The following is a 25,202-nucleotide window of genomic DNA, read 5'->3' as shown; positions in this document are numbered from 1 at the left end:
CAACACAACTAGTTTAAAAGAGAATTGATAGAGGAATGTAAAAATGGCCTTGACGTTTTGTAAATTTACAACAATTGCCCAAATTTAGTTTATCGCTTGAAACCTTACGTATACATGCGTTTTTTCTGTTTTTTTCAACTTTATTCAACAAAATATTTTGATAAATTCAATAAAACATCTTCCCTCCACATAATTTTCCATGGTAGTATTATACTATTGAGCAAAAAGACCTATTTTTATTTCCTTCCAGAGTGAGTACATAGTCTTAATGTTTTAGGTCCTATGCACAATATGCAATTGTTTGGCAAACAGAGAATAGATAAGGGAGAGAGTTATGATGATTGGCAACATGGCAAGCAAACGTATTTCTGTCGCACTTGTTTTTGCAATGGTCTTATCCATTTTTTCAACGAACTACATCGCATTTGGGGCAGAGGCAGCCTCCTCCGTGTCGTTCACAGACATCGAGAAATCTTATGCTAAGGATGAGGTAACCGCTCTAGTAGAAAAAGGTATACTCGGCGGTTATGGCGATGGCAGCTTTAAGCCTTCGAACTCCATTACACGCGCGGAACTAGCTAAAGTGCTTGTGCTTGCTCTAGGTAAAGAGCAGGATGCTGCAAGCGCAGCACCTTTCAAAGATGTGGAAAGCAAAAGCTGGTATAGCGGCTATGTTGGCGCACTGGTGAAATCCGGCATTACGCAAGGCATTTCCGCCGACCAGTTCGCTCCGAACAAAACCGTTACACGCGAGGAGCTCGCTGTATTTTTTATTCGTGCCTTCGGCTTGGACCAAGCTGCTCAAGCAGTACCGCTGGATGAGAAGCTTTCGGATCTCTCCACCGTGTCAACATGGGCGAAAAGCTACGTTTCCTTCGCCTATCAAATCGGCTTCATTAAAGGCGTAGCCAATGCAGACGGTACGACTCGCTTCAATCCGTCGGGCGTAGCTGATCGTCAAGCGTTAGCGCGTCTAGCCTACGAATTCGTCTTCAATAAGACAACCTATGAGCTGGCTGCAGCTTCGCTTGGTGCAGCTGCTACACCAGCGCCATCTGCTACACCGACTCCAACAAACCCGCCGAAGTCATCAGACAGCAGCAGCGGTGGTGGAAACAGTGGCGGGAACAATGGTGGGAATAATGGCGGATCGACGAGCACTTCCATTAATTCCGCAGGTGAACACACACTGGGTGCGGTGACTGGCGATGTGCGCATCACTGCTGCTAATGTTACCCTTAAAAACACAACGATTACGGGTAATCTATCTTTGGAAACGAGCATCGGAAATGGCGATGTAACGCTCCAAAACGTTACCGTTAGCGGATCGACGACCATTAATGGCGGCGGCCCTAACAGTATTCACGTACAAAACTCCACTCTGGCAACCGTCATTGTAGACAAGCAAGACGGAAGCATTCGTCTCGTATTGGAAAACGGAACGGATGTCCAGCAGGTTACCATTCGCTCTGGCGCTATTATCGAAACACAGCCAGGGGTTGGACAAGTTGGAAACCTCAACATCTCAAGCAACGTTCCACATAATGCGCAAGTTTCGTTAAACGGCGTATTTAATTCGGTTTCCGTCTATGCCGAGCAAGCGGCCATCACGCTAGGCGAGAACGGCTCTATCGGTCAACTGGATGTGTTCGCAAGCGCACTGAATACTGTTTTCCACCTGGAACAAGGCTCAAACGTTGCAAATGCCGTACTTGATGCGATTGTTTCCTTCCTTGGACAAGGTGCGGTTACTGACGCAGTCGTTAATGCAGATGGCGTGGACTTCAGCTCGCTGCCAAGCCAGCCAAACCTCCAAGCCGATCCTGCGGTTTCCAGCATCATTGCAGAACCTGCAATAGGCTTTGAGCTTTCAGCTATTGGAGCAACTCGTCAAATCGTAGCGACAGGCGTCAAATATACAGCTAACGCTAAAGATATTACGATTCAATCCAACTGGACCAGTTCAGATGCATCTGTAGCCGAAGTCGTATACGGCAAGGTTAAAGCAATTGGCGAAGGTACAACCTTCATTACTGCAACCTATGGCTTGTACAATGTACAGGTTCCTGTAACGGTAGCCGTTTATGAGCAAGGGTACCCAACGATTTCAGCGGTACAAGTAACGAACGGCGCAGTTGATGTTACTTTTGATCAGCAAGTAGATGATGTGAGCCTGTCTGATTTCGCGATTTCCGCAACGGTGAACGGAGCAGCTTATGAGCTGAGCGGCTTGCAATATGTGGATGGCAAAATCACCTTTAATCCGGTTGACAGCTATGGCTCCACACTGTACGTACATGTTGAAGCGAATGAAGCAAAAACCAAGTTCGCAGGCAGCCAGAGCGGCGCGGTTAAACTGACAGGCTTTGGCGGTAAAATTATTGATGTTTCCCGCAATCCTGTAGCTAACCTGACGATTGAGTTCCGCAAAGGTCTCGGCGCTACAAGTGGTCCCGTTGTTGGAACAGCTGTAACCGATGCTAACGGAAGATATTACATTTATTTAGCTCCTGGCATTTACACAGGTGAGCTCGGCGGCGTAGGCACGCCATATGTAACGACCTATATGACAGCAGTATCGGCTGTCAATGTAAATAACCAGAATGTAAACCAGACAGCAATCGGCATCCCGTCCGAAAATGAAACGCGTATCGTATTGACATGGGGCAAGGACCCTGCCGATCTGGATTCGCATCTAATTGGACCAGCTGCACAAGGTGGTATCTTCCACACTTGGTATGGTGGTAAAGCTTATTATTATAACAATTCCAAAATTGTCGATCTGGATCTAGATGACACCTCGTCCTATGGACCTGAAACAACAACGATCCGTCAAGATACAAACGGCACGTATACCTTCTATGTACATCACTTCTCCGGAGCAAGCACGATTTCGGCTTCCGGTGCGAAAATTGAAGTGTACCGCGGTTCTTCCCCTACACCAATTAAAGTGTACGAAGTACCAACCGATAGAGGCAACGAGATTTATTGGACTGTATTCACGATGACCATCACGGATGGTCAAGTTACATTCACGGATGTTAATGCATTCTCGAATACGAATCCTGTATGGGGTCTGAACATTGTAGATAACAATCAAAGACCTTCTGAAGAACCAGAACAAGAAGAAGAGCAGGAACAACAGCCCGAGCAAGAGCCGCAACCTGAGCAGCAACCAGAACAGCAGCCTGATCCACAAACTGCACCTTAATAGGCTGTAAAAAAATAACGCAGCGGAATCGCCTTATACTTTAGGCAGCCGCTGGGCAACCAACAAAAACAGCATGACCGCTGAATCGGTCATGCTGTTTTTTTGCTTTTTTAACTATACAATTGCGTCACTCGCTTCCCCGCTTACATAAAAAGGTGGCTGCTTAGCCAAATTATGACTTGGAGCACTTTGGAGTTCGGTTAAGGAGGTTGACGCTGGCATGTTTTTCAACCATACAAATTCTAGTGGCACAAAACAGCCGAAGGGCGGCTCGTCCCGAAAGGAAGGAAAGGAAGCTCCCTTCAGCCCATCGCTCAAAAATAACATCGATACCTTTTCCCGTAGGCTAGGCCATAGCTCTGATCTGGAAATCAAGTCCTTTGTTAGTGACTTGGCTCCCGATATTACGATGTCTCTCATTTATTTGAGCGAAATGGTGAATGAGCAGACGTTGAATGACTTTATCCTCCGCCCTCTGATGATCGTAAAAGCACAAGCCGAGGAGCGCAGCGATGATTTAATTCGTTTAATAAAGGAGCAAATCATCCAAGTTGGCTCGACCTATTCGACCGATTCCATTGAAGAAGCGATCGATATGCTTCTTAATGGGTACTGCCTCATGCTCATCCAGGAGTCGACCACCGGGCTCATGATCAATGTGAGCAGCAAAGAAGGCCGAACCGTCAGCGAGCCGACGACCCAAACCGTTCTGCGCGGGCCGCAGCAAAGCTTTAATGAAAGCTTGAGCACCAATATTAATCTGATTCGCCAAATTATAAAGTCGCCTGATTTGCATATTGAATCCATGATCATCGGCACCCAGACACGCACACAAATTGCAATGGTCTATTTGCATGGAATCGCCTCAGAGGATGCCGTCAAGACGATTTATGATCGGCTTGCTGCTATTGAGGTCGGCAGCATACTCGAAAGCGGCTATATCGAAGCGCTTATTCAAGATAAAGTATATACGCCCTTCCCCACCCTAATGAATTCGGAACGCCCCGATGCGGTAGCGGGAGGCCTATTGGAGGGACAAATAGCGGTTTTGGTCGATGGAACGCCCTTCGTACTGCTCGCTCCAGTGACGCTGTTTCAATTTTTTCAGACGCCAGAGGATTATTATCATCGCTTTGATATCGCCACCTTTCTGCGGTTGATTCGCTTCGTCGCTTTTCTGATTTCCATGCTGCTGCCAGCTTTATATATCGCGGTGACGACGTTTCACCAGGAAATGCTGCCGACCACGCTGCTCATTACGCTTGCAGCCCAGCGGGAAGGCATTCCTTTCCCCGGACTAGTCGAGGCGATGATCATGGAGCTTACCTTCGAGGTGCTGCGTGAAGCGGGCGTACGAATGCCGCGGGCTATTGGACCAGCCATCTCCATTGTCGGCGCACTCGTTTTAGGACAAGCGGCTGTGGATGCGGGAATTGTATCAGCGGGTATGGTCATGGTCGTATCCTTTACCGCCATCTCAAGCTTTGTCATCCCGCAGTTTAATATTGCAATTTCTGCCCGTCTCATCCGTTTTACGTTTATGCTGCTGGCCGGCGTATTCGGCTTTATGGGCATTGTCGCCGGTTTTCTCGCGATGCTTATTCATTTAGCAGGGCTCGAATCGTTTGGCGTGCCCTATATGTCGCCGCTCGCTCCCTTCAACTGGCCGAGTATGAAGGACACATTCATCCGCGCGCCGCATAAGGTGCTGCTGAAGCGTGAAGCTACCAATAAAATTAACCGCTCCAGCAAGCTGGAATAAACGACAGGTCCAGACGGCAAGCACTGAAAGGAGGACACGCCATGTACCGGCTGCTGACGCGCACCATCTGTTCGTTTCTCATCCTCATGCTGCTTGGCGGCTGCTGGAATCGCGTCGAAATGAATGAAATCGGCATTATTTCAGCCACAGCTGTAGATTGGGAAAAAGGAAAATGGGTCGTATCGTACCAATTGGTCATCCCGCAGGCCATTTCCTCTCAAGGGAACAGCTCGGCAACGGGCGATGCGCCGGTGAATGTATTTTCAACGGAAGCGGAGAGCATCCGCAAAGCGATCGGTGATGCCAGCCGCGAAATGTCGCGCAAGCTTTATTTTGCCCACAATCAAATCATTGTCATTAGCGACACCGTGGCGAAGAAGGGCATTTCGCCGCTATTGGAAATTTATATGCGCAACACCGACGCCCGCGAAACGGTATCCATGTTTATAGCCAAGGGCAAAGCTCGCAAGCTCATTGAGCAGCTGCTGCCTGTCGAGAAAATCCCAGGAACAGCTGTACAGCGTCTGGTTGAAAATGAAGCAGCCAGCAGCTCCATCTATCCGGATATGACGATGTATCGCATTTTGCTCGATCTGCTCGGTCCTACGCAGGCAACCGGCATTCCCGAGCTGATGATTTCCGGCGCCAAGCAGCCGCTCAGCTCCGTCGACAACTTAAAGGAGACGTACACGCGGGCCAAAATCAAGCTGGGAGAGCTCGGCGTTATTTCCGGAGACAAGCTCAAGGGCTGGCTTACGCCCGATGAGGCGGCAGGCGTCATGTGGCTATCCGATAAAGTGAAGCGCACGACGCTGGAATTTGATTGTACAAATAAGGGCGGACCGAAGGATTCCTCTATTATTATCGGCGGTGCTAAAACCTCGCTAAAGCCGGAGCAGCGCTCTGACGGGCGCTGGATTATGAATATAAGCGTCAAAGCGAACGGAACGCTGCTTGAATATACATGCCCAAACGACCTTCAGAAGCCGGAGCTGCTCAAGCAGGAGGAGCAGAAAATCGCCGAGGAAATCAAAAATGGGATGGAAACGAGTTGGAAAGCGGTGAGCCGTCTGCGAACGGACATAGTCGGCTTCGGGAAAGCGATCAGCAGCAAATACCCGAAGCAATGGAAGCAAATGCAGAAGAATTGGAATGAAGAATTCCCCGAAACGGTGCTGAATATTGACGTCAAGTTCAAGCTCGCCCGCATTGGCTTCAGCAACCATACGTTCAAAGAGGCGCAGTCGAATACGAGGAAGTAGAAGCAAAGTAGGCTTGGAGAGGAGGAGCAAGGCGATGACGAAGACGCCCAAAATCGGCAAAATGCAGCTTGCTGTCATGATTTTATTATTCGAAATCGGCAGCACTCCGCTCTTCGAGCTGGGCGTAGGCGCCAAGCAGGATTCCTGGCTCGCAATGACCGTCGCAGCAGCGATAGGCGGTGCTTTTCTTTGGATGCTGCTTCGCATTCAGGTGCGGTCGCCGGACGCCGATATGCCCGAGCTTTACAAGCAGCTGTTCGGCAAATGGCTGGGCGTAACGCTTGCCGTTCCGCAGGCGCTCATTTTCGCCTACGAATCGATGCGCAACGTTCGCGATTTTGGCGAGCTGACGGTGATGACGATTTTGAATAAAACGCCGCAATGGAGCATTATGCTGCTCATTATTTTGCTCTCCTTATACGCCATATGGAAAGGTGTCGAAGTGTTTTTCCGGCTGGCGGAGCTTTTGTTTCCGATCGTATTTTTCAGTTATATTTTGCTGATTGCTCTGCTTATTCAGTCCGGGCTGCCGGACTTCCACCGTCTGCTGCCCATTATGGGCAATGGCATTGGACCGATTTTCAAAGCCGCTGTGCCGGATATCGTTGCGTTCCCGTTCGCACAGATGCTGACGCTGTTGATGTTCTGGAAATATGTGAAACCGGTTGCGGCGAGATTAAAAACAACTTACAGCGCGTATACGATTGTGGCGCTCTTCCTGATTTTTATGAACATGCTCATTATGTCCGTGCTTGGACCCGCATTATCAGGCTACAGCATGATGCCCTTTCTGGAGGTTGTCCAGCTCATTCGGATTGCCGATTTCCTCGAACGACTGGATGTGGTGGTGACGGTTTTGCTGATTATCGGATTATTCGTCAAGCTTTCACTGCTCTTTATGGCCGCTGTGCTGGCATTAAGCTCACTTCTGCGCATTCCATACCGCAAATGTGCCGTCATAGTAGCAACTCTTATTTATGGAGCCTCCTTCCTTGAAGCCAATAACACGGTCCATCTATGGATCGGATTAAAATACACGGTAAAATATGTGACTCCCGTCCAAATGGCTATACTGTTTATCGCGTTCCTGATCGGTTTCGTTCGCAAAACAAAGCCGCCGGAACGCTCGCACTAGCTGGGAATCCTCACCTTTTTTCATAGTCCGCTTCTATTTTCAAGGCTCTATCCTGTATAATAGTGTCAACTATCTTCACATGAGGAGGTGGACGCTATCGTACAAACGCTGCTGCAGCTAACAATCCGCGACATTTTACGACGGCCCCTGTTCCAAAAAGCCGAGGTGCTCGCAAGTGAAGAAGCCTTGAACCGTCCCGTCAGATGGGTCCACATGATGGAGGTCATTCAAGCTGGCCAGCTTTTAAGCGGCGGCGAGCTTATATTGACGACAGGCATCGGCTGGCAGGAGGATGAGGAACACAGTCTGATTTTTCTACAGCAATTGCTTAATTCAGGCGCTTCTGGGCTTTGTATTGAGCTGGTCACTTATACAGCCAGACCACCGGATCGTATGCTGGAGCTGGCAAAACACGAGCATTTCCCCATTCTCCTCTTCCACGAGCAAGTTCGCTACATTGACATCACCCAGGATCTGCATGCCCACTTCATTAATCAGCATCATAAAACGGTGTCCGAGCTGGAAGCATTATCTAAGCAGCTCGGACAGCTGAGGACCCAATATATCGAGGAAAAACGCCGTTATCAAGATGACCTATGGCTTGCTGACTGGCTTTCCGGAAAGCACGGCTTAACCGAAATCAGCTATTATATTCGCTATATTAAACCGTCTGCCAAGCTCGGCAGCGTAGCGGTATGCGTGTTTCAATTGGAAGCCGCGCAAATGGAAATGAGGGTTTTTGAAGCGCTGATGCTGCAGCGCAATATGGTGGCGCGTGCGATTTTTGAGGGGGAAGGCTTTCATTTGTTCCCGTTGCTGCTCCAAGGGCAAATGGTGTTTATTTTACTCGATCAGCTGGAGCAGCTTAATTGGAAGGAACGGGTGCTGCGAGTCATTGAGCGGCTGCGCCGGACGGACATGAAGCAGGGGCCCGCATTGTTCTCGGGCCTTTGGGGCATCGGAAAGTCGATGATGCAGCCTGACCAAGCAGCGGAAAGCTATGCAACCGCGAAGGAGACGATAGCCATTCAGCTGGATGCCGGGCCGCTGCCAGCCCCCTTTTTCGACGAGCTGCACACATACAAAATCATTTCCGTGCTGAAAAAAAGCGGGATGCTGGAGGAGCTGATCCGTGATTACATTGAACCGCTTGCCTCCTATGACAAGGAAAAACACGGCCAGCTGCTGCTCACGCTGAAAACCTATTTAATCCGTTCCGGCTCGAAGCAGGATACAGCCCGCGAGCTGTTCATCGCCCGGCAGACGCTTTATCATCGCTTGGATAAAATCATTGCGCTGCTGGGCGAAGACTTTATGAACGCCGATAAGCGGCTCGCCATTGAGCTGGCTGTGAACGCCTATGAATATACGCGAGGAGCCATCCGTTAAAAGGGGCAAGCGGACGCCGAGGATTACGCAGATGGCGCGGCGCTTGAGCTGGAGGAGGATGCAGTAGTCGATGCCCTAGCCTGTGCCAGCTGCTTGATCAGCAAATTGGTTAAATGCTTGCGCGCATCGGCAGTAAGCAGCTGCACCGTCGCGGCTTCTCCTCCCGGATGCTGGAGCGTTACCGTCGCTCCGCTCAAATTTTCCTCAATGTGGATAAATTTAAACTGCCTGACCATATAGCCATCCAGCTTCCCCTTCTCCTCCAAAACCTGCTGATAGTCCGACATTTCGATCCCTCCTCGCTATCGTTGAACCGTCTATTTGCTGCTTGTGCTGACTGCTATATCAGGTGAAGCAGGCAGCTCCCCCTGCACAGGCTGTTTGTAAGGCGCGCGCTTCACATATTGTCCGGCGCCTGCTCTTCCGACAAAGACCAGATCGCGAATGACAAACTCGCCGCGCGACAGCACGCTGATCGGAGCTCCGGTTACAGCCATTCCTTCAAACGGATTATAGTCCACATTCATATGATGCGTTGCTTCCGAAATGACCCTCTGGATCGTCGGATCGAAAATCACGATGTCGGCATCGCTCCCTACCGCAATCGTGCCCTTGCGTGGAAACAGCCCGAACAGCTTCGCGCTGCGCGTCGAAACCAGATCGACAAACTGGTTCAGCGTTAATCGCCCTTTCGCCACGCCTTCGGAATAAAGCAGCGAGAAGCGGTCTTCGATGACGGGGCCTCCATTCGGGATTTTGCTGAAATCATCGCGTCCGAGCTCTTTTTGCCCGCTGAAATTAAAGGAGCATTGGTCCGAGCCAATCGTTTGCAGCCCGCCTGTGCGCAGCGCATTCCATAAGACATCCTGATGCCGAGCCTCGCGCAGCGGCGGCGACCATACGTACTTGGCTCCCTCAAACTCCGGCAGCGCCAAATACGATTGATCGAGCAGCAAATATTGCGGACAGGTCTCTCCCCAGACGTCAAAGCCCTGCTCCCTAGCCTCAGCAATGGCTTTTACCGCCTCCTCGCAGGTGACATGCACGACGTACAGCCTCGCTCCAGTCAAGCCCGCAAGCTTCGCAGCTCTTCCCGTCGCCTCTCCCTCCAGCATCGATGGGCGGGTCAGCGCATGATAGATCGGCTCCGTATGCCCCTCCGCCAATGCCTTGGCAATGAGATAGTCGATAACATCGCCGTTCTCGGCATGGACCATAACCATCGCTCCCAGCTCGCTTGCGGTCAGCATCGTACGGTAGAGCGTGCCGTCGTCGGCTTGGAACACATTTTTGTAAGCCATAAACACCTTGAACGACGTAATGCCCTCCGTGTGGACGATATCCGGCAGCTCGGCCAGTACCGCATCGTTGATTTCGCCAATCATTAGATGAAAGCCGTAGTCGATTGCCGACTTGCCGGCTGATTTGGCATGCCACTTCTGAATCGAATCGGCCAGCGGCTTGCCTTTATCCGTCAGGCAAAAATCAATAATCGTCGTCGTACCGCCAAATGCGGCAGCCATCGTCCCCGTCTCAAAATCATCCGCCGTCACGGTTCCGCCGAACGGCATATCCAGATGCGTATGCGGATCTATGCCGCCTGGAAACAGATATTTCCCAGACGCATCGATGATTTCCGCGCCGATAGCCACGCCAGCAGCTTCAAGCTCCGTCCCGATAGCCTTAATCGTGTCTCCTTCAATCAGCACATCCGCCTGATACGTATCCGCAGCGGTTACGATCATCCCATTTCGAATCAGCTTTGCCATAGGCTACACCGCCTCTCTCGCGCTTGATTTGGCTTTTCCTTCGCCGCCGCCCAAGCCCGCAATCGCTTCCTGACGCTCGTTCCAGGACATCGGCATTGCGGAAGACGGCACCTCTATCATCGAGATCGCACCTTCGACCGGGCAAACGATTGAGCACAAATTGCAGCCGACACAGTCCTCTTCCCTTACTTTCAAGTAAGCGCGCCCGCCTTCGTCCGTATGCCGCTCAATGCATTGATGCGAGGTGTCCTCGCAGGCGATATGGCATTTGTTGCATACGATACATTCTTCCTCATGAATGCGAGCAACGACTTGGTAATTCAAATCGAGATCGCCCCAGTCCGAATAACGGGACACCGATTTGCCGATCAGCTCCATCGCCGACGATAGTCCCTTGTCGTCCAGGTAGTTGTTCAAGCCGTCAATCATATCCTCAACAATGCTGAAGCCATGATGCATCGCTGCCGTGCACACTTGAACCCCCGTTGCGCCCATCAGCATAAATTCGACCGCATCGCGCCAATTGGAAATGCCGCCGATTCCCGAAATTGGGATGTTCACCTGCGGATTACGAGCACATTCCGCGACCATGTTCAGCGCAATCGGCTTCACGGCAGGGCCGCAATAGCCCCCATGCGCACCTTTGCCGCCCACATGCGGAATCGTGAGCCAAGAATCCAGATCAACGCCAGCGAGCGAGTTAATCGTGTTAATTAGGGAAATCGCATCCGCGCCGCCCCGCGTCGCCGCCTTTGCCGTCGCCGTAATGTCGGTAATATTTGGCGTCAGCTTCACGACAACCGGCGTCTGCGCCGCCTCCTTCGCCCACATCGTCTGCGCTTCGACCAGATCCGGCTGCTGCCCGGAGGCTGCGCCCATGCCGCGCTCCGCCATGCCATGCGGACAGCCGAAGTTCAGCTCAAGGCCATCTACGCCGACCGCCTCGACCTTTTTGACGATTTCATGCCATTTCTCGCGGCTTGGCTCGACCATCAGCGAGGCGATGACCGCATGATTCGGGAATCTTTTTTTCGTCTCATAGATTTCCTTTAGGTTGACCTCCAGCGGACGATCCGTAATGAGCTCAATATTGTTGAAGCCCGCAACCCGCTGCCCGTTAAAATGAACGGCGGCAAAGCGCGAGGACGTATTGATAATGGGATCGCCCAGCGTCTTCCACACGGCGCCGCCCCAGCCCGCCTCGAATGCGCGCTGCACCTGATAGCCTGTATTGGTAGGCGGCGCAGATGCCAGCCAGAACGGATTCGGAGATGTTATGCCCGCTAGATTGATGCGCAAATCTGCCATTGTCGTTCCCCCCTAGAGCAATCAGTATCGTTTCGTAGTTGTATAAATACGCCATTCTAATTGCAAAGCCGTCTAATCATGCCGTCTCCTCCTGCCGTTTGATCAGCTGCTTATAAATGGCATAAGCTGCCTTCTTGCCCTGCTGAGCGGCCGAGACGACCATCGCCTCTCCTTGGCCCTCGCCAAAAATAACGTCCCCAGCAGCAAAAATTTGTGGATCGGACGTTTGATAGCTGCTTTCGTCCACCGTCACAATGCCGCGCTTATGCGCGATGCCAAGCTGCTCAATCAGCGATAGATGGCGCATTTGTCCAATAGCCAAAATAACAGCGTCCACCTCCAGCTTGAACGCCGAGCCGGGAATCGGCACCGGGCGAGCACGCCCTTCCTCTGTTTCCTCCAGCTCCATCATGAGGCATTCCAGCGCCGTCACATGCCCCTTGGCATTGCCGATAATGCGAGCTGGCGCCGTCAGCCATTGAAATTCGACGCCATCCTGCTTGGCGAAATCATATTCGAACGCATAAGCCGTCATTTCGGCGGCGCTGCGGCGATAGACGATTTTCACATTCATCGCGCCGAGACGCACCGAGCAGGTGGCCGCATCGATTGCCGTGTTGCCCGCACCGATTACAGCCACGCGCTTGCCCGCCATGTCGGTGCGCACAGCCGTTTTCGTCGACTCCACAAAATCAATGGCATCAAAGACGCCGTCCAGCGTCTCGCCTTCAATGCCGAGCGACGGCACCTTCGACATGCCAATCGCCATCACGATAGCATCATATTCGCGGCGCAGCTCCTCAATGCCCACATCTACTCCGATTAGCGTATTCGTCCGAATGTCTACGCCTAGCCGCCGCACTTGCTCAACCTCCCAGAGCGAAATTTCCTGCGGAAGCCGGAAGGAAACGATGCCGTACGTATCCAGACCGCCCGCCTGCTCCTTTGCCTCAAACAAAGTCACGGCAAAGCCGAATCGCGCCAGCTCTCTTGCCGCAGACAGCCCTGCCGGCCCGCCGCCAATAATCGCGACCCGCTTGCCATTGCTCTTCCCAGCCGTGAACAGCTGCTGCTCATTGTGAATGGCCCAATCCGTAGCATAGCGCTGCAAATCGCCAATTCGAATCGGCGTGGAGGAATGATTCAGCACGCATGCGCCCTCGCACAGCTCCTCGGTTGGACATACGCGCGAGCAGGTTGCGCCGACCGGATTCGCATCCATAATCGCTTTGGCGGAGCCTTTCAAATTGCCGGAAGCGATTTTTTTAATAAAAGAAGGGATATTGATACCGGTTGGGCAGGCCGTAATGCACGGCGCGTCATAGCAATACAGACAGCGATTCGATTCATCGACCGCTTCCTTCCGCTTCATGCCTGCCTTCACCTCGGCAAAATTGCGCCGGAGCGATTGCTCCGATATAAAAGCGATGCCCATAGCTGCTTCCCCTCCTATTTTTCAAGCGTCTGGTTGTGATGAAAATGATCCGTTTACCCTGCCTCATTCCTTCCCCTCAGCAATCTGCACAGCTGCGCGGTATAGCAGCTCCACTCCAAGCGCAATATCCTCCGGCGCGGCATACTCCCGCGGATTATGGCTAATCCCTTCCTCGCAGCGGACAAAAATCATGCTGTAATCGCACACGTAAGACATCGTGAGCGAATCATGAAACGGCCCGCTCATCAGCTCCGGCGGCGCAAGCCCCAGACTGACGGCCTCGCGGTGCAAAATCGTTTTCAGCCAGTCCGCGCAATATCTCGGCTCGCTGTTCGTATCCTCGCGGATCGCATACGCGAGCCCATGCTCCAGGCTGATCTGCTCGATAATGCCTCGCAGCTCCCGCTCCAGCTCGTTTCTCCGCTCCAGCTCGATGTCTCGGAAATCTACGGTAAAGCTGACCTTCTCCGGTATAATGTTGCGGGAATCCGGGAAAACAGCGACCGAGCCGACGGTGCCGACCGTCGGCGCACCCGGCTCGCGCCGCGCCAGCTCATCCAGCGCGACGACAACCTTGGCGCAGCCGACCATCGCATCGCGGCGCATCGCCATCGGCACGGAGCCGGCGTGCCCGGCGAAGCCGGTCATTTCGACCGTCCACCAGACGGGGCCGGATATACCGCTGACGATGCCGATCGGCTCCTTTTTCGCCTCCAGCACTGGGCCCTGCTCGATATGAAGCTCCAGAAAAGCTCCGATTCTTCCAGCCTTGAAGGTATAGCTGTCATATTGGGCTGGATCACAGCCGAACTGCAGCAGCGCTTCCCTGCGGGTTACGCCATTTTTATCAGCTCGCTCAAGCTCCCCCTCCTCCAGCTTTCCGGTCATTCCCCTTGCCCCGAACAGCCCTTTATTGAAGCGGCAGCCCTCTTCATCGCAAAAGGCGACGACCTCTATATTCATCTCTGGCCGAGTGCCGTGCTCCGCCATCGTCTGCACCGCTTCAATCGCGCCGAGGACGCCAATAACGCCGTCAAAACGGCCCCCATAAGGCTGCGAATCAATATGCGAGCCCAGCATAAGTACTGGTGCCTGCTCATCTTGTCCCTTATATACTCCGATCAAGTTGCCAAAAGGATCGATTCGCGCCGACATGCCCGCCTCCTCCATCCAGCCCTTTACGAGCTCCACTCCTGCGCGGTCCTCCGGGGATAATGCGAGACGGCAGACGCCTGTCGTGCCGATCTTGCCTATTTCCGCAAGTGCCATAATCCGCTGATGAAGCCGCTCCGCCTGAATATGATGCCTGTTCTCCTTAGCCTGAAGCGGCTTCATGCCGCATCCCCTCCTCTGACGTATCGCCTGCGGCTCCGAAAACGGCCAGCAGCGTATCAATAATAAAAGCGATATCTTCATCCGTCGAAGAAAGCGGCGGACTAAGCGTCAAAATATTCATAAAGCCCGGGACGGTATCTCCGTTTTTGCCAATGAGCAGGCCTCGTGCCTTGCAATCGGCGATTACGCCAGCAACAAATGCAGCAGCGGCAGGCGTCTTCGTCTCCTTATCCTCGACCAGCTCGATGCCGACGGCGGAGCCAAAGCTCCGAATTTCTCCGACATTCGGATGTCGGAGCAGCGGCTTCATGCGGCTGCGCATCCGCCTGCCAATGAGAGCAGAGCGCTCAATTAAACCTTCGCGCTCAATAATCTCGAGATTTTTAAGCGCAACGGCACAGGACACCGGGTTGCCGCCAAACGTATTTACATGGCGAAAGTGGCTATCCGGCCCTGCTTCCTTGAAGCTTTCATACAGCTCGGCGGACACCGCCGTTGCCGACAATGGCGAGTAGGCGCTCGTCAGCCCCTTTGCCATCGTGACGATATCAGGCCTTACCCCAAAATTATGATGGCCGAATTTCCGCCCCGAACGGCCGAAGCCGCAGATGACCTCATCGACGATGAGCAGCACATCATGCTTGTCACAAATCTCGCGCAGCTTCGGCAGGTAGCTGTCCGGCGGCACGAGCATGCCGCCCCCGGTAATGACGGGCTCCACGATAATGCCGGCGACGGAGTCCGGCCCCTCCCAGATGATTGCGTCCTCATAGGCTTTGGCGCATTGCAGCTCGCAGGCTCCGCTAGTTTGGCCGAAAGGGCAGCGGTAGCAATAAGGCGGCGGCACATGGGAGAAGCCAACCCCTAGCGGCTCGTATTTCAGCTTCCTCTGCGCCTGCCCCGTTGCGCCTAGCGCCCCCATCGAGTTGCCGTGATAAGCGCGGTGGCGCGAAATGAACTTGTGCTTGGTCGCTTTTCCACGTTGATGAAAAGCTTGGCGGGCGATTTTGAACGCAACCTCGTTTGCATCAGACCCGGAGTTGGAGAAGAAAATCCGGTATTCCCCCTCCAGCCAGTCGCTCAGCTTCGCCGCCAGCTCAATGCCCGGTACATGGGATTGAATGAGCGGCGAATAAGCAAGTGTCGTCATTTGCGCAGCAGCAGCCTCGGCAATCTCCTTCCGCCCATGTCCCACATTGACGCACCATAGCCCCGACATGCCGTCCAAATAGCGATTGCCGTCCACATCCTTGATCCAGCTGCCCTCCCCTGACGCTACAATCATCGGATGATCATTATGGGGAGTAATATGATGCCACAGGTACACTCGATCCTTTTCCAGCAGCGCTTCCTTAAACTCCCTTGCCTGTGCGGCTGCATGCTTGGCTTCTTCATCCATTGCTTCGTGATTATCCATCAGCTTCTTCACCCTTTCCGCCGACTGCCGTCTATGTGCTTGATCTGCCGTTTATGTTGTCTATGCCCCGCAACCGCCATTTATGCACGAGCCTAAGAGGCCTCTGTATTTAATTCAGAATATTCAGACTTTTTAAATCCCATTATTTCCTTTGGCAGCTCAATATTGTCCTTGACCGTGCGCCATTCAAACTTCCAGCAATACTATCTTTGTGTAATATTATATAACACTCAGATTTAATTACATTAGACAGAGTGTTACATAATCACAAAAGTCCATTGTACATATTGTCCATGAGAGCTGGAAACAAGTCAGCATACCTAACATAAACCGCGCCGCCAGCAGGAGCAGGAGCCCATGCCGGCAGCGCGATTTTTTAGAAATGAAAGCTATGTGATCAACTGATTTTCCCAAGCCTACTGACTATCTCCAGCTAACGCTGCCCGCACGAAATCAGCCCTTCACCGCTCCATCCGTCACGCCAGCTATAAATTGGCGGTTGAAAAACAGAAAAATTAGAAACAACGGCAGCGTTGCCATAACCGAGGCCGCCATAACAAGCGATTTATCCTGAAAATAGGACGACGTGTCCAGGCGCAGCAGTGCCACCTGCACCGTTAGCATCTCATTGGATTTCATGACGATCGACGGCCATAAATAGTCATTCCATGCCCCCATAAAGGTTAAAATGCCAAGGGTCGCATAAGCGGGAGCAATCGCCGGCACAGCTATTAAGGCATAAAGCTGCAGGTTTCGGCAGCCATCGATTCGCCCCGCCTCCACCAGCTCGCTCGGAACGGAAGCTTCGATATACTGCCGCATGAAAAACACGCCAAAGGCACTGACCATGCCCGGTACAATAACGGCGCGAAAATCATTCAGCCACTGCAGCTTCGTAATAATCAAATATTGCGGAATAATGCCAAGCTGCGCCGGAATCATCAGCGTCCCGAGTACGAACAGCAGCATAAAGCCTTTTCCCGTAAAATTCAGCCGGGCAAAAGCAAAGCCGGCCAGCGAGCTGAGCAGCAGCATCGATACCGTGATACTGATCGCAATAATCGCCGTATTGCCCATCGTCCGCAGAAAATCGACATTTTCATTATTGAAAATTTTATCGAAGTTTTCCGCCATTCGATTGCCATAAAACACCTTCGGCGGTATCGCCGAAATTTCGCCAGCCGTACGGGTAGAAATGACGCTCATCCAATAAAAAGGAAAGACCGAGAAGAGGGCAAACAGCAGCAGCAATACATAAACGATGGAACGCCCCGTCTGATTTCGCATGGCCGCCTCCTACCTCCTTAGCTTTCCTACAAGCAGAGAATTAAATAAAGCAAACAACAAGATAATGATCAGCAGCAAATTGGCAATCGCCGAAGAATAGCCGAAGGCATGGTCGGTAAATGCTGTTTTGTACAAATACATGACAACGGTCAGCACCTGATTGTTCGTACCGCCATTGACCGCCGCATTGGTGCCTGCCAAATCAGACATGAAGGTGAACGGCTCCGTGAACAGCTGGAGACCTCCTGTCGTAGCAATCAGCGTCGAGAAAATGATCGTCGGTGTCAGCATCGGAATCGTAATGCGGAAAAACTGCTGCGCTTTGCTTGCTCCATCAATGGTCGCTGCTTCATATAAATCGCCCGGAATGCTTTGCAGGCCCGCCAGCTGAATGACCATATGGAAGCCGAGGTACCGCCAGAACACGAGAGCCGCAACAGCGAGCTGCGTAGCCCACGGCGCCCCCGCCCAATCGATTCGATCGAGGCCGAGCACCGTAAGCAAATAGTTGAACAAGCCATATTTCACGCCAAACACATTGGCAAAAATCAGGCTCACTGCCACAAGCGAAGTAATATTAGGCAAAAAGATAAAAAAGCGGAACATGCCTTTTCCCTTTATAAACGCCTGATTCAGCAGCACCGCCAGCAATATGGCGAACAAAATTTGAAAGGGCACCGATTCAAACCAAATTAAAAAGGTGTTGCCAATTGATTTCCAAAACAAGGGGTCCTCCATCAACAGCAGCCGATAATTCCGCAGCCCGACAAACGCCCGATCCCCAAGCATATCCCATTTGAACAAGGAAATATAAATGGTATACAGCATCGGATAGAAACCAAATACCATAAAGATTGCAAAAAACGGCAGCGTGTACAAATAACCGGAAATATGGTCGCTCATTCGTTGATTAACCCTGCGAGTTCCTCGCCCTGTCCTCATTTCCCTCTGCACTTCCCAGCCTCCTCTCTAGCAGCATTTCGCACACACAGCCTTGAATAGCAAAGGCAGAGCGCAGCCGGTAGGCCGCGCTCTACCTTTTAATCCTCTCGTCGTTTACCTAGCGGGCCAGCGTCGATTTCACCTTGCTGACCAGCTCGACCCACGTTTTCTCCGGATCAGCGCCCTTCTCCACATTTGGGAGCTGCTGCTCAATTTCACTCGTAATCGTTGTCCAATTATTTATGGAATCCATCAACGTTACCTGTTCCGCAGCTTTCGGGTAAATTTCGCCCACCGGTGCCCCATTGAAAAAATCATCCTTCTTCGAGGTGAATGCTTCATCCTTGTATACACCCGGCGTCGAAGGAAAATTGCCATTGGATTCATAAACCGCTAGCTGCTGCTCCGGCGCCAGAACCCATTTAATAAACGCATAAGCTTCCTTCGCGTGCTTGCTTTGCTTGGGAATAAGCAGGAAGGAGCCGCCCCAGTTCGCCGAGCCGCCCGGCATCATTGCCACATCCCACTTCCCTTTGGCATTCGGAGCATTTTGCTTCACGAGGCCAAGCATCCAGGGAGGGGCGAACATTGTCGCAAAATCCCCCGTGTCCAGCCCGACCTTCCAGTCATTCGAAAAATCAGGCTGCTGCGCGGTCAGACCGGCCTGAGCGAGCTTCACCGAAAAATCCCACGCCTCCTTAACGGCCGGATTCGTATCCATCGTTAAATTGCCATCCTTGTCAAAAAAGGTGAACTCCCCGCCCTGCTGGATTTTAGGCAGAAAAGCGCCAAAGAAAGCGTCGGTTGTCAGCGGCTTGCCCGTCTTTTCCTTAATCGTCTCTCCCAGCTCGAAATAGCCATCCCACGTAGCGGCGAGCTTAGATACCTCTTCGCGGTCAGTAGGCAGCCCCGCTTGCTCGAATAGCTCAATACGATACATCATCGCCATAGGGCCGGAATCGGTCGGTATGCCAAAAATAAAGCTGCCATCCGCGCTCGTGCCCTGCTTCCAGCGGGAATCCAGATAATCCTTTTGCAGCTCATCTGCGCCAAAGTCTTTTAGATTATAGAAATAATCCTCTTTCTTAAACTGCGGAATATCATCCACCGTCAAAATAACGATATCCGGCGCCCCGCTGCCCGCGGAAAGCGCGGTTAATAGATTTTGCTTATGGTTGGCTTCGTCAATTTGCACATCCAGCGTAATGTTCTTATGTTCTTCCTGATACTGCTTAATCAGTCCATCCAGTCCAGGGCCGTTCGTATTCCAATAAGTAAGCTTGACTGGCGTGTTGGCGTTTTGTGAAGTTTCACTTGAAGATGGGTCATTCGAGGAGCTGCAAGCAGCCAAGGAGCCTGCCAATAAGCCGGCGGCCAGAAGCATGGTAAAAGGTCGCTTTATTTCCATCTTTATATCCCCCTGCATCATAATGTAAGCCTTTACAATTCAGTTATACCACTTGCAGGCTAGGCCGGTGAATAAGGGGGATATACGATTTTTTGAACTATTCTACAATCGGGGCACTTTTCAGATAGAACTTGCACGGATGCGGTAATCATAGGGGCTCACCCCTTCCAGCGATTTAAACAAGCGGCTGAAATAAGCTTGATCGGAGTAGCCGATGTTATGGCATATTTGATAAATTTTCAAATTGGTCTCGCGCAATAACGTCTTCGCCCGTTCCATCCGAATTTGTGTCAAATGGCGGGTGAAGGATAGGCCCGTCTCGGAAGTGAATAGGGCGCTCAAGTAATTGGGTGTTACATCGAGCCGATTCGCCAGCATGCTGAGGGAAAGCTCGCGATTGGCATATTCATATTGAATGTGCGACATCGCATTCCGAATAATACGATGAACAAATTCATTCATTGTTCGATTGATCGTTGAATCGTGCAGGCCTTCTTGAAACGTTCTCATACTCTGCTCATACATCGCACGAATCGAAGCCAAATCCGCAGTTACGCCACCAAGTCCGACTGCTAATTGCACAGCCAGCTTTTGCTCCAGACATAATCTGGCCTCCTCTATGTACGGCTCCAAAGCAGGAACAGCGATATCTGTTGAGAATAAAACCGCCGTCATACGCGAGCCTTCCATAATAATGACGCAGATACCATAGTTGGCTAAAACGTCCTCCAGCAAGCTTTTTGCCCAGAAGCGCTCTGGCTTCGCCCGAAACTCACGGTCGGGGCTCGTCAGTGTGAACAGTCCAATCCAGCGGTGCGGTGGGAACAGCGAATGGTCAAGCGGCAGCCCCGGCGGCGGCTGTTCATAAAATAAATCCTGCACACGCGATTCCAGCGCATTTTGCTCGCGCAGCTTAATAATTTCGAGCGAGGGTCCTCGACTCTCATCCCTTAGGCCTGCCTCAAGCACAAGGCTTTCTCTTCCCTCCAACCTGTGCTCAATCATCACAATAAGCAATTGCAGCACATAAGTCCGCAGCTTCATTCGTTCCAGTTGGCTCATTGCAGCCGAATGGCGAGAGGCTTCGATTAATTGGTCAAGAATCGGTCGCAGCCGCTCCACCACCCTAGAGGCAGCTGCATAAAACAGCTGCGGATCATGAAAAATCGAGTAAGCCAGCGAGCGGTCCTCTATATCTAGGTGCAGGCAGAAGTAGGTGACTCCCTCCTTGTCATTCGTCTGGCTCTCATGCGTATAGCCGGGAGGAATAATGACCAAATCACCAGGTAATTGCTCATAAGGAATGCCATTAATGATCATTTTCTGAAACCCCTCAACGACCAAATTAATTTCCAGGAGCGGGTGGTCATGCTCCGGGTAAGACCAGCCCTGCTCCGCACTGCGCCAGTGTGTACCATAAAGCTGGAAGCTGAACCTAAAATCCGGCAGCGCAAACTCCTCCAGACATTTGTCCTTCCCGCGGCCGGGAATAAACAATAACGCCATATGCCGTCCCTCCCAGCAATATCCATCGTCCATTTATTGTGGCATACGCCTAAAAAAAATAAAAGCGGCCGCATTATAGCAGCCGCTTCCAATAAAATATTTAAATACCTTGGTGAATCAAACCAATCTGAAGCATTCATTTACTTACCTAAAAATCCGCCTTCGGATCTAATGACCTGCCCTGTAATCCACTGTGCGTCGTCGCTGGCTAGGAAACGGATCGTCTTCGCCGCATCCTCCGGCAGGCCAATTCTCCCCATTGGGAACAGCGGCAGGAAGTGGGCTTTCATCCCATCATCCATCCAGCCCGAATCAGTCGGCCCCGGATCGAAGCCATTGACCGTTATTTGCAGGGGAGCAAGCCCTACTGCAAGCGGCTCGATGAGAGCGATTAAAGCGCCTTTCGTAGCCGTATAGGCGAGATTGTCCGCATCCGGCCCTTTAGACACCATAAATATGATTCTTCCATTCGTTCCTGATGGTTGGTTTTGCTCGAAACGCTTTGCGAACTCGGTACTAAGCAGCATCGTTGTACGGTTATTCACCACATAATGCTGCTCAAGCAGTGCCAGATCCAGCGTCCGAAAATTAGTAGGCACGCAATAAGCCGCATTATTAATTAATATCGATGGACTGCCCAGCGTCCGCTCTACCTCATTCATAATGAGAGAGGGCATATCTGGGTTGGAAAAATCAGCTTCCATATGTCTTGCCCTTACACCTAAACGTTCCAATTCAACGTGCAATTGCTCCGGCCAACCCTGCTCCAGGCCATTACCCTCCAACTCATCAAACGCTTGCCAATGGGTAAAAAAGATATCGATTCCGCTGCCCGCGAGCACGCGGCAGATCGCTGTTCCAATGCCCGTGGAGCGGCTTGCGCCTGTCACGATGGCAATTTTATTTTTCATTGAAGCTATTGTAGAAGTCATATATAATTCCCCCATTCATTATTGGAGGATAAGAAGACATTAGGCATTCATCCGAGATGCTGCACTTCCCCATAACGAACAACGGCTGCCTATAGGCAGCCGCTGACAGGGGTATATGAAATCCCCAGCCCTGCTTATCCTGTAAGGTTTGCGAAAGGAACGCCAAATACAATAGCAAGCTAAAACCATCTGCTAAAGCGGCATTCTATTCTACTAGCAACCTCTACAGGAACATCCGCATGACTGGTTCAAGTCTCCTTTTTTAAGCATCTCTACTTGGGAGCATAACATGAAGAGGAATATTGGGCAATTATAGAAAATAAGAAAATTTTACCCTTCATTCACTTACACAAGCTGCATGCAGCTAAGCCATTTTAATTAACTTTGTCCATCTGTCTCGCTTGCAGCCAAGCTTTAATATGGCTATACAAGCTGTGCGGGTAATCATAATGATAAACCTGCGCTGTCTCCAAAGACAGACGGCTGAATAAATCAAAGGAAACGATCAAGGCTTTCCAGCTAGCAAGCTGATCAAAACCTCCAAATGATTGCTTTAAGTCCGCTATAACCGCAGCATCTGCCCAGTCTGCAATAAATTTGCCTGCATGCCAGGTGTCATAATTTTGTCCATGAATCGCCTTGGCATGCCACTCCATCATTTGCAGCAGCTGCTGCTTGCAATCATGATCCCTTTCGCCAGCGACCCACAATTCACCGCGCAAAATTTGCTTAGCCACATACAAGCAGGCAAACCCATATTGGTTAACGACCTGCTGGAAGGCAGCTTCCGTAATCGGTGGCGGCAGATCAGGGACAGCTGTTTTAGGAATCAATTTGTCCCCTTTGCCCGTCTTGTCCAGCAGCAGCTTTACCCCACGCCTAAAGCCCTGCGGCACTTGTCCAATAGCAGCCAAACGTTCCAGTTCAGCAATAGGACAAAACAAGAAATCCACCTGCAGCCCCTCTTCGAAAAGCACTAACTTCTCAGGATCTCCTCCTGCCGTCCGGTACATGAAGCTCGTCCATACTTCCCCAATGTCCAGCAGCCAATCATTATTTTGAAAATAGTAGTCCGGATTGGTCGAATAAATGACAATATCCAGATCGGAAAATTCATCGAACGGCTTTTCCGTTCTTGCCCGCGAGCCCATGACATACATCGCCTGTATTTCTTCATTTTCACCAGCCCAGCTTACAATTCGCTGCTCCAGCATTTCGTATAAATCCGCCATTTTCGATCCGCCTTTACTTATGGAGTATTAAAGATCCTTTTTCAAATAATAATGCTGATGGCCACCGGCGTTGTCTATCGTTCCATACACCTCATAGCCATGCTTCTTGTAAAAATCCAACGCTTGGAAGCTTAACGTATCCAGCTTAATAAAATCGCATTTTTTCTCTTTGGCAAGCCTCTCCGCCTCTTCCAGTAACTTCGACCCATAGCCTAATTTCCGCAGCTCCTCATCTACATACAAAATGTGCACCTCCAGCCAGTTCCAGCACACTTCGCCCAGCAGCCCGCCATATACGACGCCATCGTCCTTTTTTAAAATCAGATTAATCTCTTGGTATCTGTCGCTCAATTCTTTAGGAAAATGCTTCTTATTAAAGGCGATTAGCTTATTTAGCACAGCTTTCTTATCAGCTGAATTTGATTCATTGATGATTTGAAGCTCCATGATGCTCCCCCTCTACTTTCTCCTAGATAATTCCTATCCCATGCTTGTATTATCAACCGCAAATGGAAAAAAAGCTATATCCAAATCAATCATATGTTACAGAGGTAGCTTACCTTTCACCCATTTATACAGGATGATCAAAAATAATAACAGCCTAGCCCAAGCATCCGAATGCTTGGGCTAGGCTGTCGTTCATTTGCAGGGCTATGCTTTATTTTCCAGGCTGCTGCCTGTCGTAATGGCGGCTTCCTGAAAATTTTCAACCGAGGCGCTCTTCTCATAAAAACGGGGCGTATTCGCCATTAGGCCTTCACGCGTATAGAAAGGGTCGCTTTCCGCTAGTGGAAACGTGACCTTTTCACCTGTGCTTGCCGACTTGTAAATGCCCGTAATAAATTCAAGCGTGCTGCGGCCGCTGATGCCGTCAATGAGAACCGGCGCGCCCGTCTCTATCGCGGTCAGAACGTTATCGATTTGTCCAAAATGGCCCGTATACGCCACCTCCGGAAGGCCGTCATACAGCTTCTGCAGCTGCTGCTCCAGCTCTTCATTGGCTATCGGGAAGCCATTCGGCTGCGAGATAGAAGCCTTCCTTTTCCATGGAACGGATACACGGGCCTGCTTGCCTTGAAAAATCAGCTGCTGCTCCTCGCCATGATGCACGACCGAGCTGGTCACCATGCCGAGCGCCCCTTGCGGGAAGCGCAGCATCGCCATCGACAGGTCCTCAACCTCCGCATTATCATGCGATGTATTCGTCATAAATGCTTGCAGCTCGCTGGGCTGGCCCATCATCCACAGCAGCGCATCAATATGGTGCACCGCATGGTTCAGCGTACAGCCGCCGCCTTCCTTTTCCCATGTGCCGCGCCACCACAAATCGTAATAGCAATGTCCCCGCCACCAGAAGGAATCAACCTGGGCATGGACGATAGGACCCATTAAACCGCTATCTACTACCGATTTCAGCTTCATCATCGGCGTTTTAAAGCGGTTTTGCGCCACAACGGAAAGGATTTTCCCGCTGCGGCGGGCCGCTTCATTCATTAGGTCGCATTCCTTCAAAGAAGAGGCCATCGGCTTCTCCACGAGTACATGCTTGCCAGCGTTCAGAAGATCAACCGCAATAGGAGCATGGGTATACGGCGGCGTACATATGGATACCAAATCGATATCCTCTCCCAGCAGTTCCTTATAGTCTGCTACAATTTTAACACCTTCAAATTGAAACTGCTCCAGTCTCGCCTGTGCCTTATCCATGTAAGAATCGCAAATCGCTACAACCTTGCAGCGCTCTCCGAATGTTTTATACGCTTCCAAATGTGCGGAGCTAATGGCTCCTGCTCCAATAACCGCTACTTTCAGCATAAAACGAACTCCCCCGTCCGCGAATGAGTTGATGTTTTCCTCTTTATTTTAAAGGAA

Annotated in this window: 19 protein-coding genes; 5 read left to right on the top strand and 14 right to left on the bottom strand. The window is 51.2% G+C overall.

Translation table 11 applies throughout. The annotated features are described in order from the left end of the window. The first annotated feature begins 334 nt into the window (after positions 1 to 334). From ACSR9A_RS11355 to ACSR9A_RS11335, 5 genes are all read left to right on the top strand, one after another. Positions 335 to 3,211: an S-layer homology domain-containing protein gene (locus ACSR9A_RS11355; RefSeq protein WP_473757342.1), complete on the top strand. Its 2,877-nt coding sequence runs from the start codon at positions 335 to 337 to the stop codon at positions 3,209 to 3,211. A gap of 220 nt (positions 3,212 to 3,431) precedes the next feature. Further along, positions 3,432 to 4,973, top strand: a complete 1,542-nt coding sequence (locus ACSR9A_RS11350; RefSeq protein ID WP_473757341.1) for a spore germination protein — start codon at positions 3,432 to 3,434, stop codon at positions 4,971 to 4,973. A 41-nt stretch (positions 4,974 to 5,014) separates the two neighbouring features. After that, complete coding sequence (locus ACSR9A_RS11345; protein ID WP_473757340.1) at positions 5,015 to 6,235, top strand: Ger(x)C family spore germination protein; 1,221 nt, start codon at positions 5,015 to 5,017, stop codon at positions 6,233 to 6,235. A gap of 34 nt (positions 6,236 to 6,269) precedes the next feature. After that, entirely contained in the window at positions 6,270 to 7,370 is a 1,101-nt protein-coding gene (locus tag ACSR9A_RS11340) for a GerAB/ArcD/ProY family transporter (protein WP_473757339.1), read from the top strand. Positions 7,371 to 7,457: 87 nt separating this feature from the next. After that, positions 7,458 to 8,759: a PucR family transcriptional regulator gene (locus ACSR9A_RS11335; RefSeq protein WP_473757338.1), complete on the top strand. Its 1,302-nt coding sequence runs from the start codon at positions 7,458 to 7,460 to the stop codon at positions 8,757 to 8,759. Between the two features lie 23 nt (positions 8,760 to 8,782). Here the strand turns inward: ACSR9A_RS11335 and ACSR9A_RS11330 are convergent, their stop codons facing one another. The 14 genes from ACSR9A_RS11330 to ACSR9A_RS11265 all read right to left on the bottom strand — a co-directional run bounded on the left by ACSR9A_RS11330 (position 8,783) and on the right by ACSR9A_RS11265 (position 25,145). Continuing rightward, on the bottom strand, positions 8,783 to 9,046 hold the full coding sequence (locus ACSR9A_RS11330) for a hypothetical protein (protein ID WP_473757337.1): 264 nt from the start codon (positions 9,044 to 9,046) through the stop codon (positions 8,783 to 8,785). Between the two features lie 30 nt (positions 9,047 to 9,076). Further along, complete coding sequence (hydA, locus tag ACSR9A_RS11325; protein WP_473757336.1) at positions 9,077 to 10,528, bottom strand: dihydropyrimidinase; 1,452 nt, start codon at positions 10,526 to 10,528, stop codon at positions 9,077 to 9,079. Positions 10,529 to 10,531: 3 nt separating this feature from the next. After that, positions 10,532 to 11,836 (bottom strand): NAD-dependent dihydropyrimidine dehydrogenase subunit PreA, encoded by a 1,305-nt coding sequence (gene preA, locus ACSR9A_RS11320; protein WP_473757335.1) that lies wholly within the window; start codon positions 11,834 to 11,836, stop codon positions 10,532 to 10,534. A 76-nt stretch (positions 11,837 to 11,912) separates the two neighbouring features. Further along, complete coding sequence (locus ACSR9A_RS11315; RefSeq protein ID WP_473757334.1) at positions 11,913 to 13,271, bottom strand: NAD(P)-dependent oxidoreductase; 1,359 nt, start codon at positions 13,269 to 13,271, stop codon at positions 11,913 to 11,915. 63 nt (positions 13,272 to 13,334) lie between these two features. Continuing rightward, positions 13,335 to 14,606 (bottom strand): M20 family metallo-hydrolase, encoded by a 1,272-nt coding sequence (locus ACSR9A_RS11310; protein WP_473757333.1) that lies wholly within the window; start codon positions 14,604 to 14,606, stop codon positions 13,335 to 13,337. After that, on the bottom strand, positions 14,587 to 16,005 hold the full coding sequence (locus tag ACSR9A_RS11305; protein ID WP_473757407.1) for an aspartate aminotransferase family protein: 1,419 nt from the start codon (positions 16,003 to 16,005) through the stop codon (positions 14,587 to 14,589). Before ACSR9A_RS11305 ends, ACSR9A_RS11310 begins: the two co-directional genes overlap by 20 nt. Before the next feature lie 471 nt (positions 16,006 to 16,476). Further along, the gene (locus tag ACSR9A_RS11300; RefSeq protein WP_473757332.1) at positions 16,477 to 17,310 is read right to left on the bottom strand and encodes a carbohydrate ABC transporter permease; all 834 of its coding nucleotides are present in this window, start codon (positions 17,308 to 17,310) and stop codon (positions 16,477 to 16,479) included. Between the two features lie 9 nt (positions 17,311 to 17,319). Then, complete coding sequence (locus ACSR9A_RS11295) at positions 17,320 to 18,264, bottom strand: carbohydrate ABC transporter permease (RefSeq protein WP_473757331.1); 945 nt, start codon at positions 18,262 to 18,264, stop codon at positions 17,320 to 17,322. 106 nt (positions 18,265 to 18,370) lie between these two features. Continuing rightward, positions 18,371 to 19,660, bottom strand: coding sequence for an ABC transporter substrate-binding protein (locus ACSR9A_RS11290; RefSeq protein WP_473757330.1), 1,290 nt, complete (start codon positions 19,658 to 19,660; stop codon positions 18,371 to 18,373). A 120-nt stretch (positions 19,661 to 19,780) separates the two neighbouring features. Continuing rightward, the gene (locus ACSR9A_RS11285; protein ID WP_473757329.1) at positions 19,781 to 21,166 is read right to left on the bottom strand and encodes an AraC family transcriptional regulator; all 1,386 of its coding nucleotides are present in this window, start codon (positions 21,164 to 21,166) and stop codon (positions 19,781 to 19,783) included. A gap of 140 nt (positions 21,167 to 21,306) precedes the next feature. Further along, positions 21,307 to 22,098 carry an SDR family oxidoreductase gene (locus ACSR9A_RS11280; protein WP_473757328.1) on the bottom strand — a complete coding sequence of 264 codons (792 nt, stop codon included), beginning with the start codon at positions 22,096 to 22,098 and terminating at the stop codon, positions 21,307 to 21,309. Positions 22,099 to 22,472: 374 nt separating this feature from the next. Next, on the bottom strand, positions 22,473 to 23,330 hold the full coding sequence (locus tag ACSR9A_RS11275) for an aminoglycoside 6-adenylyltransferase (protein ID WP_473757327.1): 858 nt from the start codon (positions 23,328 to 23,330) through the stop codon (positions 22,473 to 22,475). A gap of 27 nt (positions 23,331 to 23,357) precedes the next feature. Continuing rightward, complete coding sequence (locus ACSR9A_RS11270; RefSeq protein ID WP_473757326.1) at positions 23,358 to 23,777, bottom strand: GNAT family N-acetyltransferase; 420 nt, start codon at positions 23,775 to 23,777, stop codon at positions 23,358 to 23,360. A 204-nt stretch (positions 23,778 to 23,981) separates the two neighbouring features. Next, positions 23,982 to 25,145, bottom strand: coding sequence for a Gfo/Idh/MocA family protein (locus ACSR9A_RS11265; protein WP_473757325.1), 1,164 nt, complete (start codon positions 25,143 to 25,145; stop codon positions 23,982 to 23,984). Positions 25,146 to 25,202 lie beyond the last annotated feature (57 nt).

The sequence above is a fragment of the Paenibacillus sp. R-74696 genome (assembly GCF_055814915.1).
Note: the sequence above shows the minus strand (reverse complement) of the source record. Positions and strands in the feature narration are given on the sequence as shown.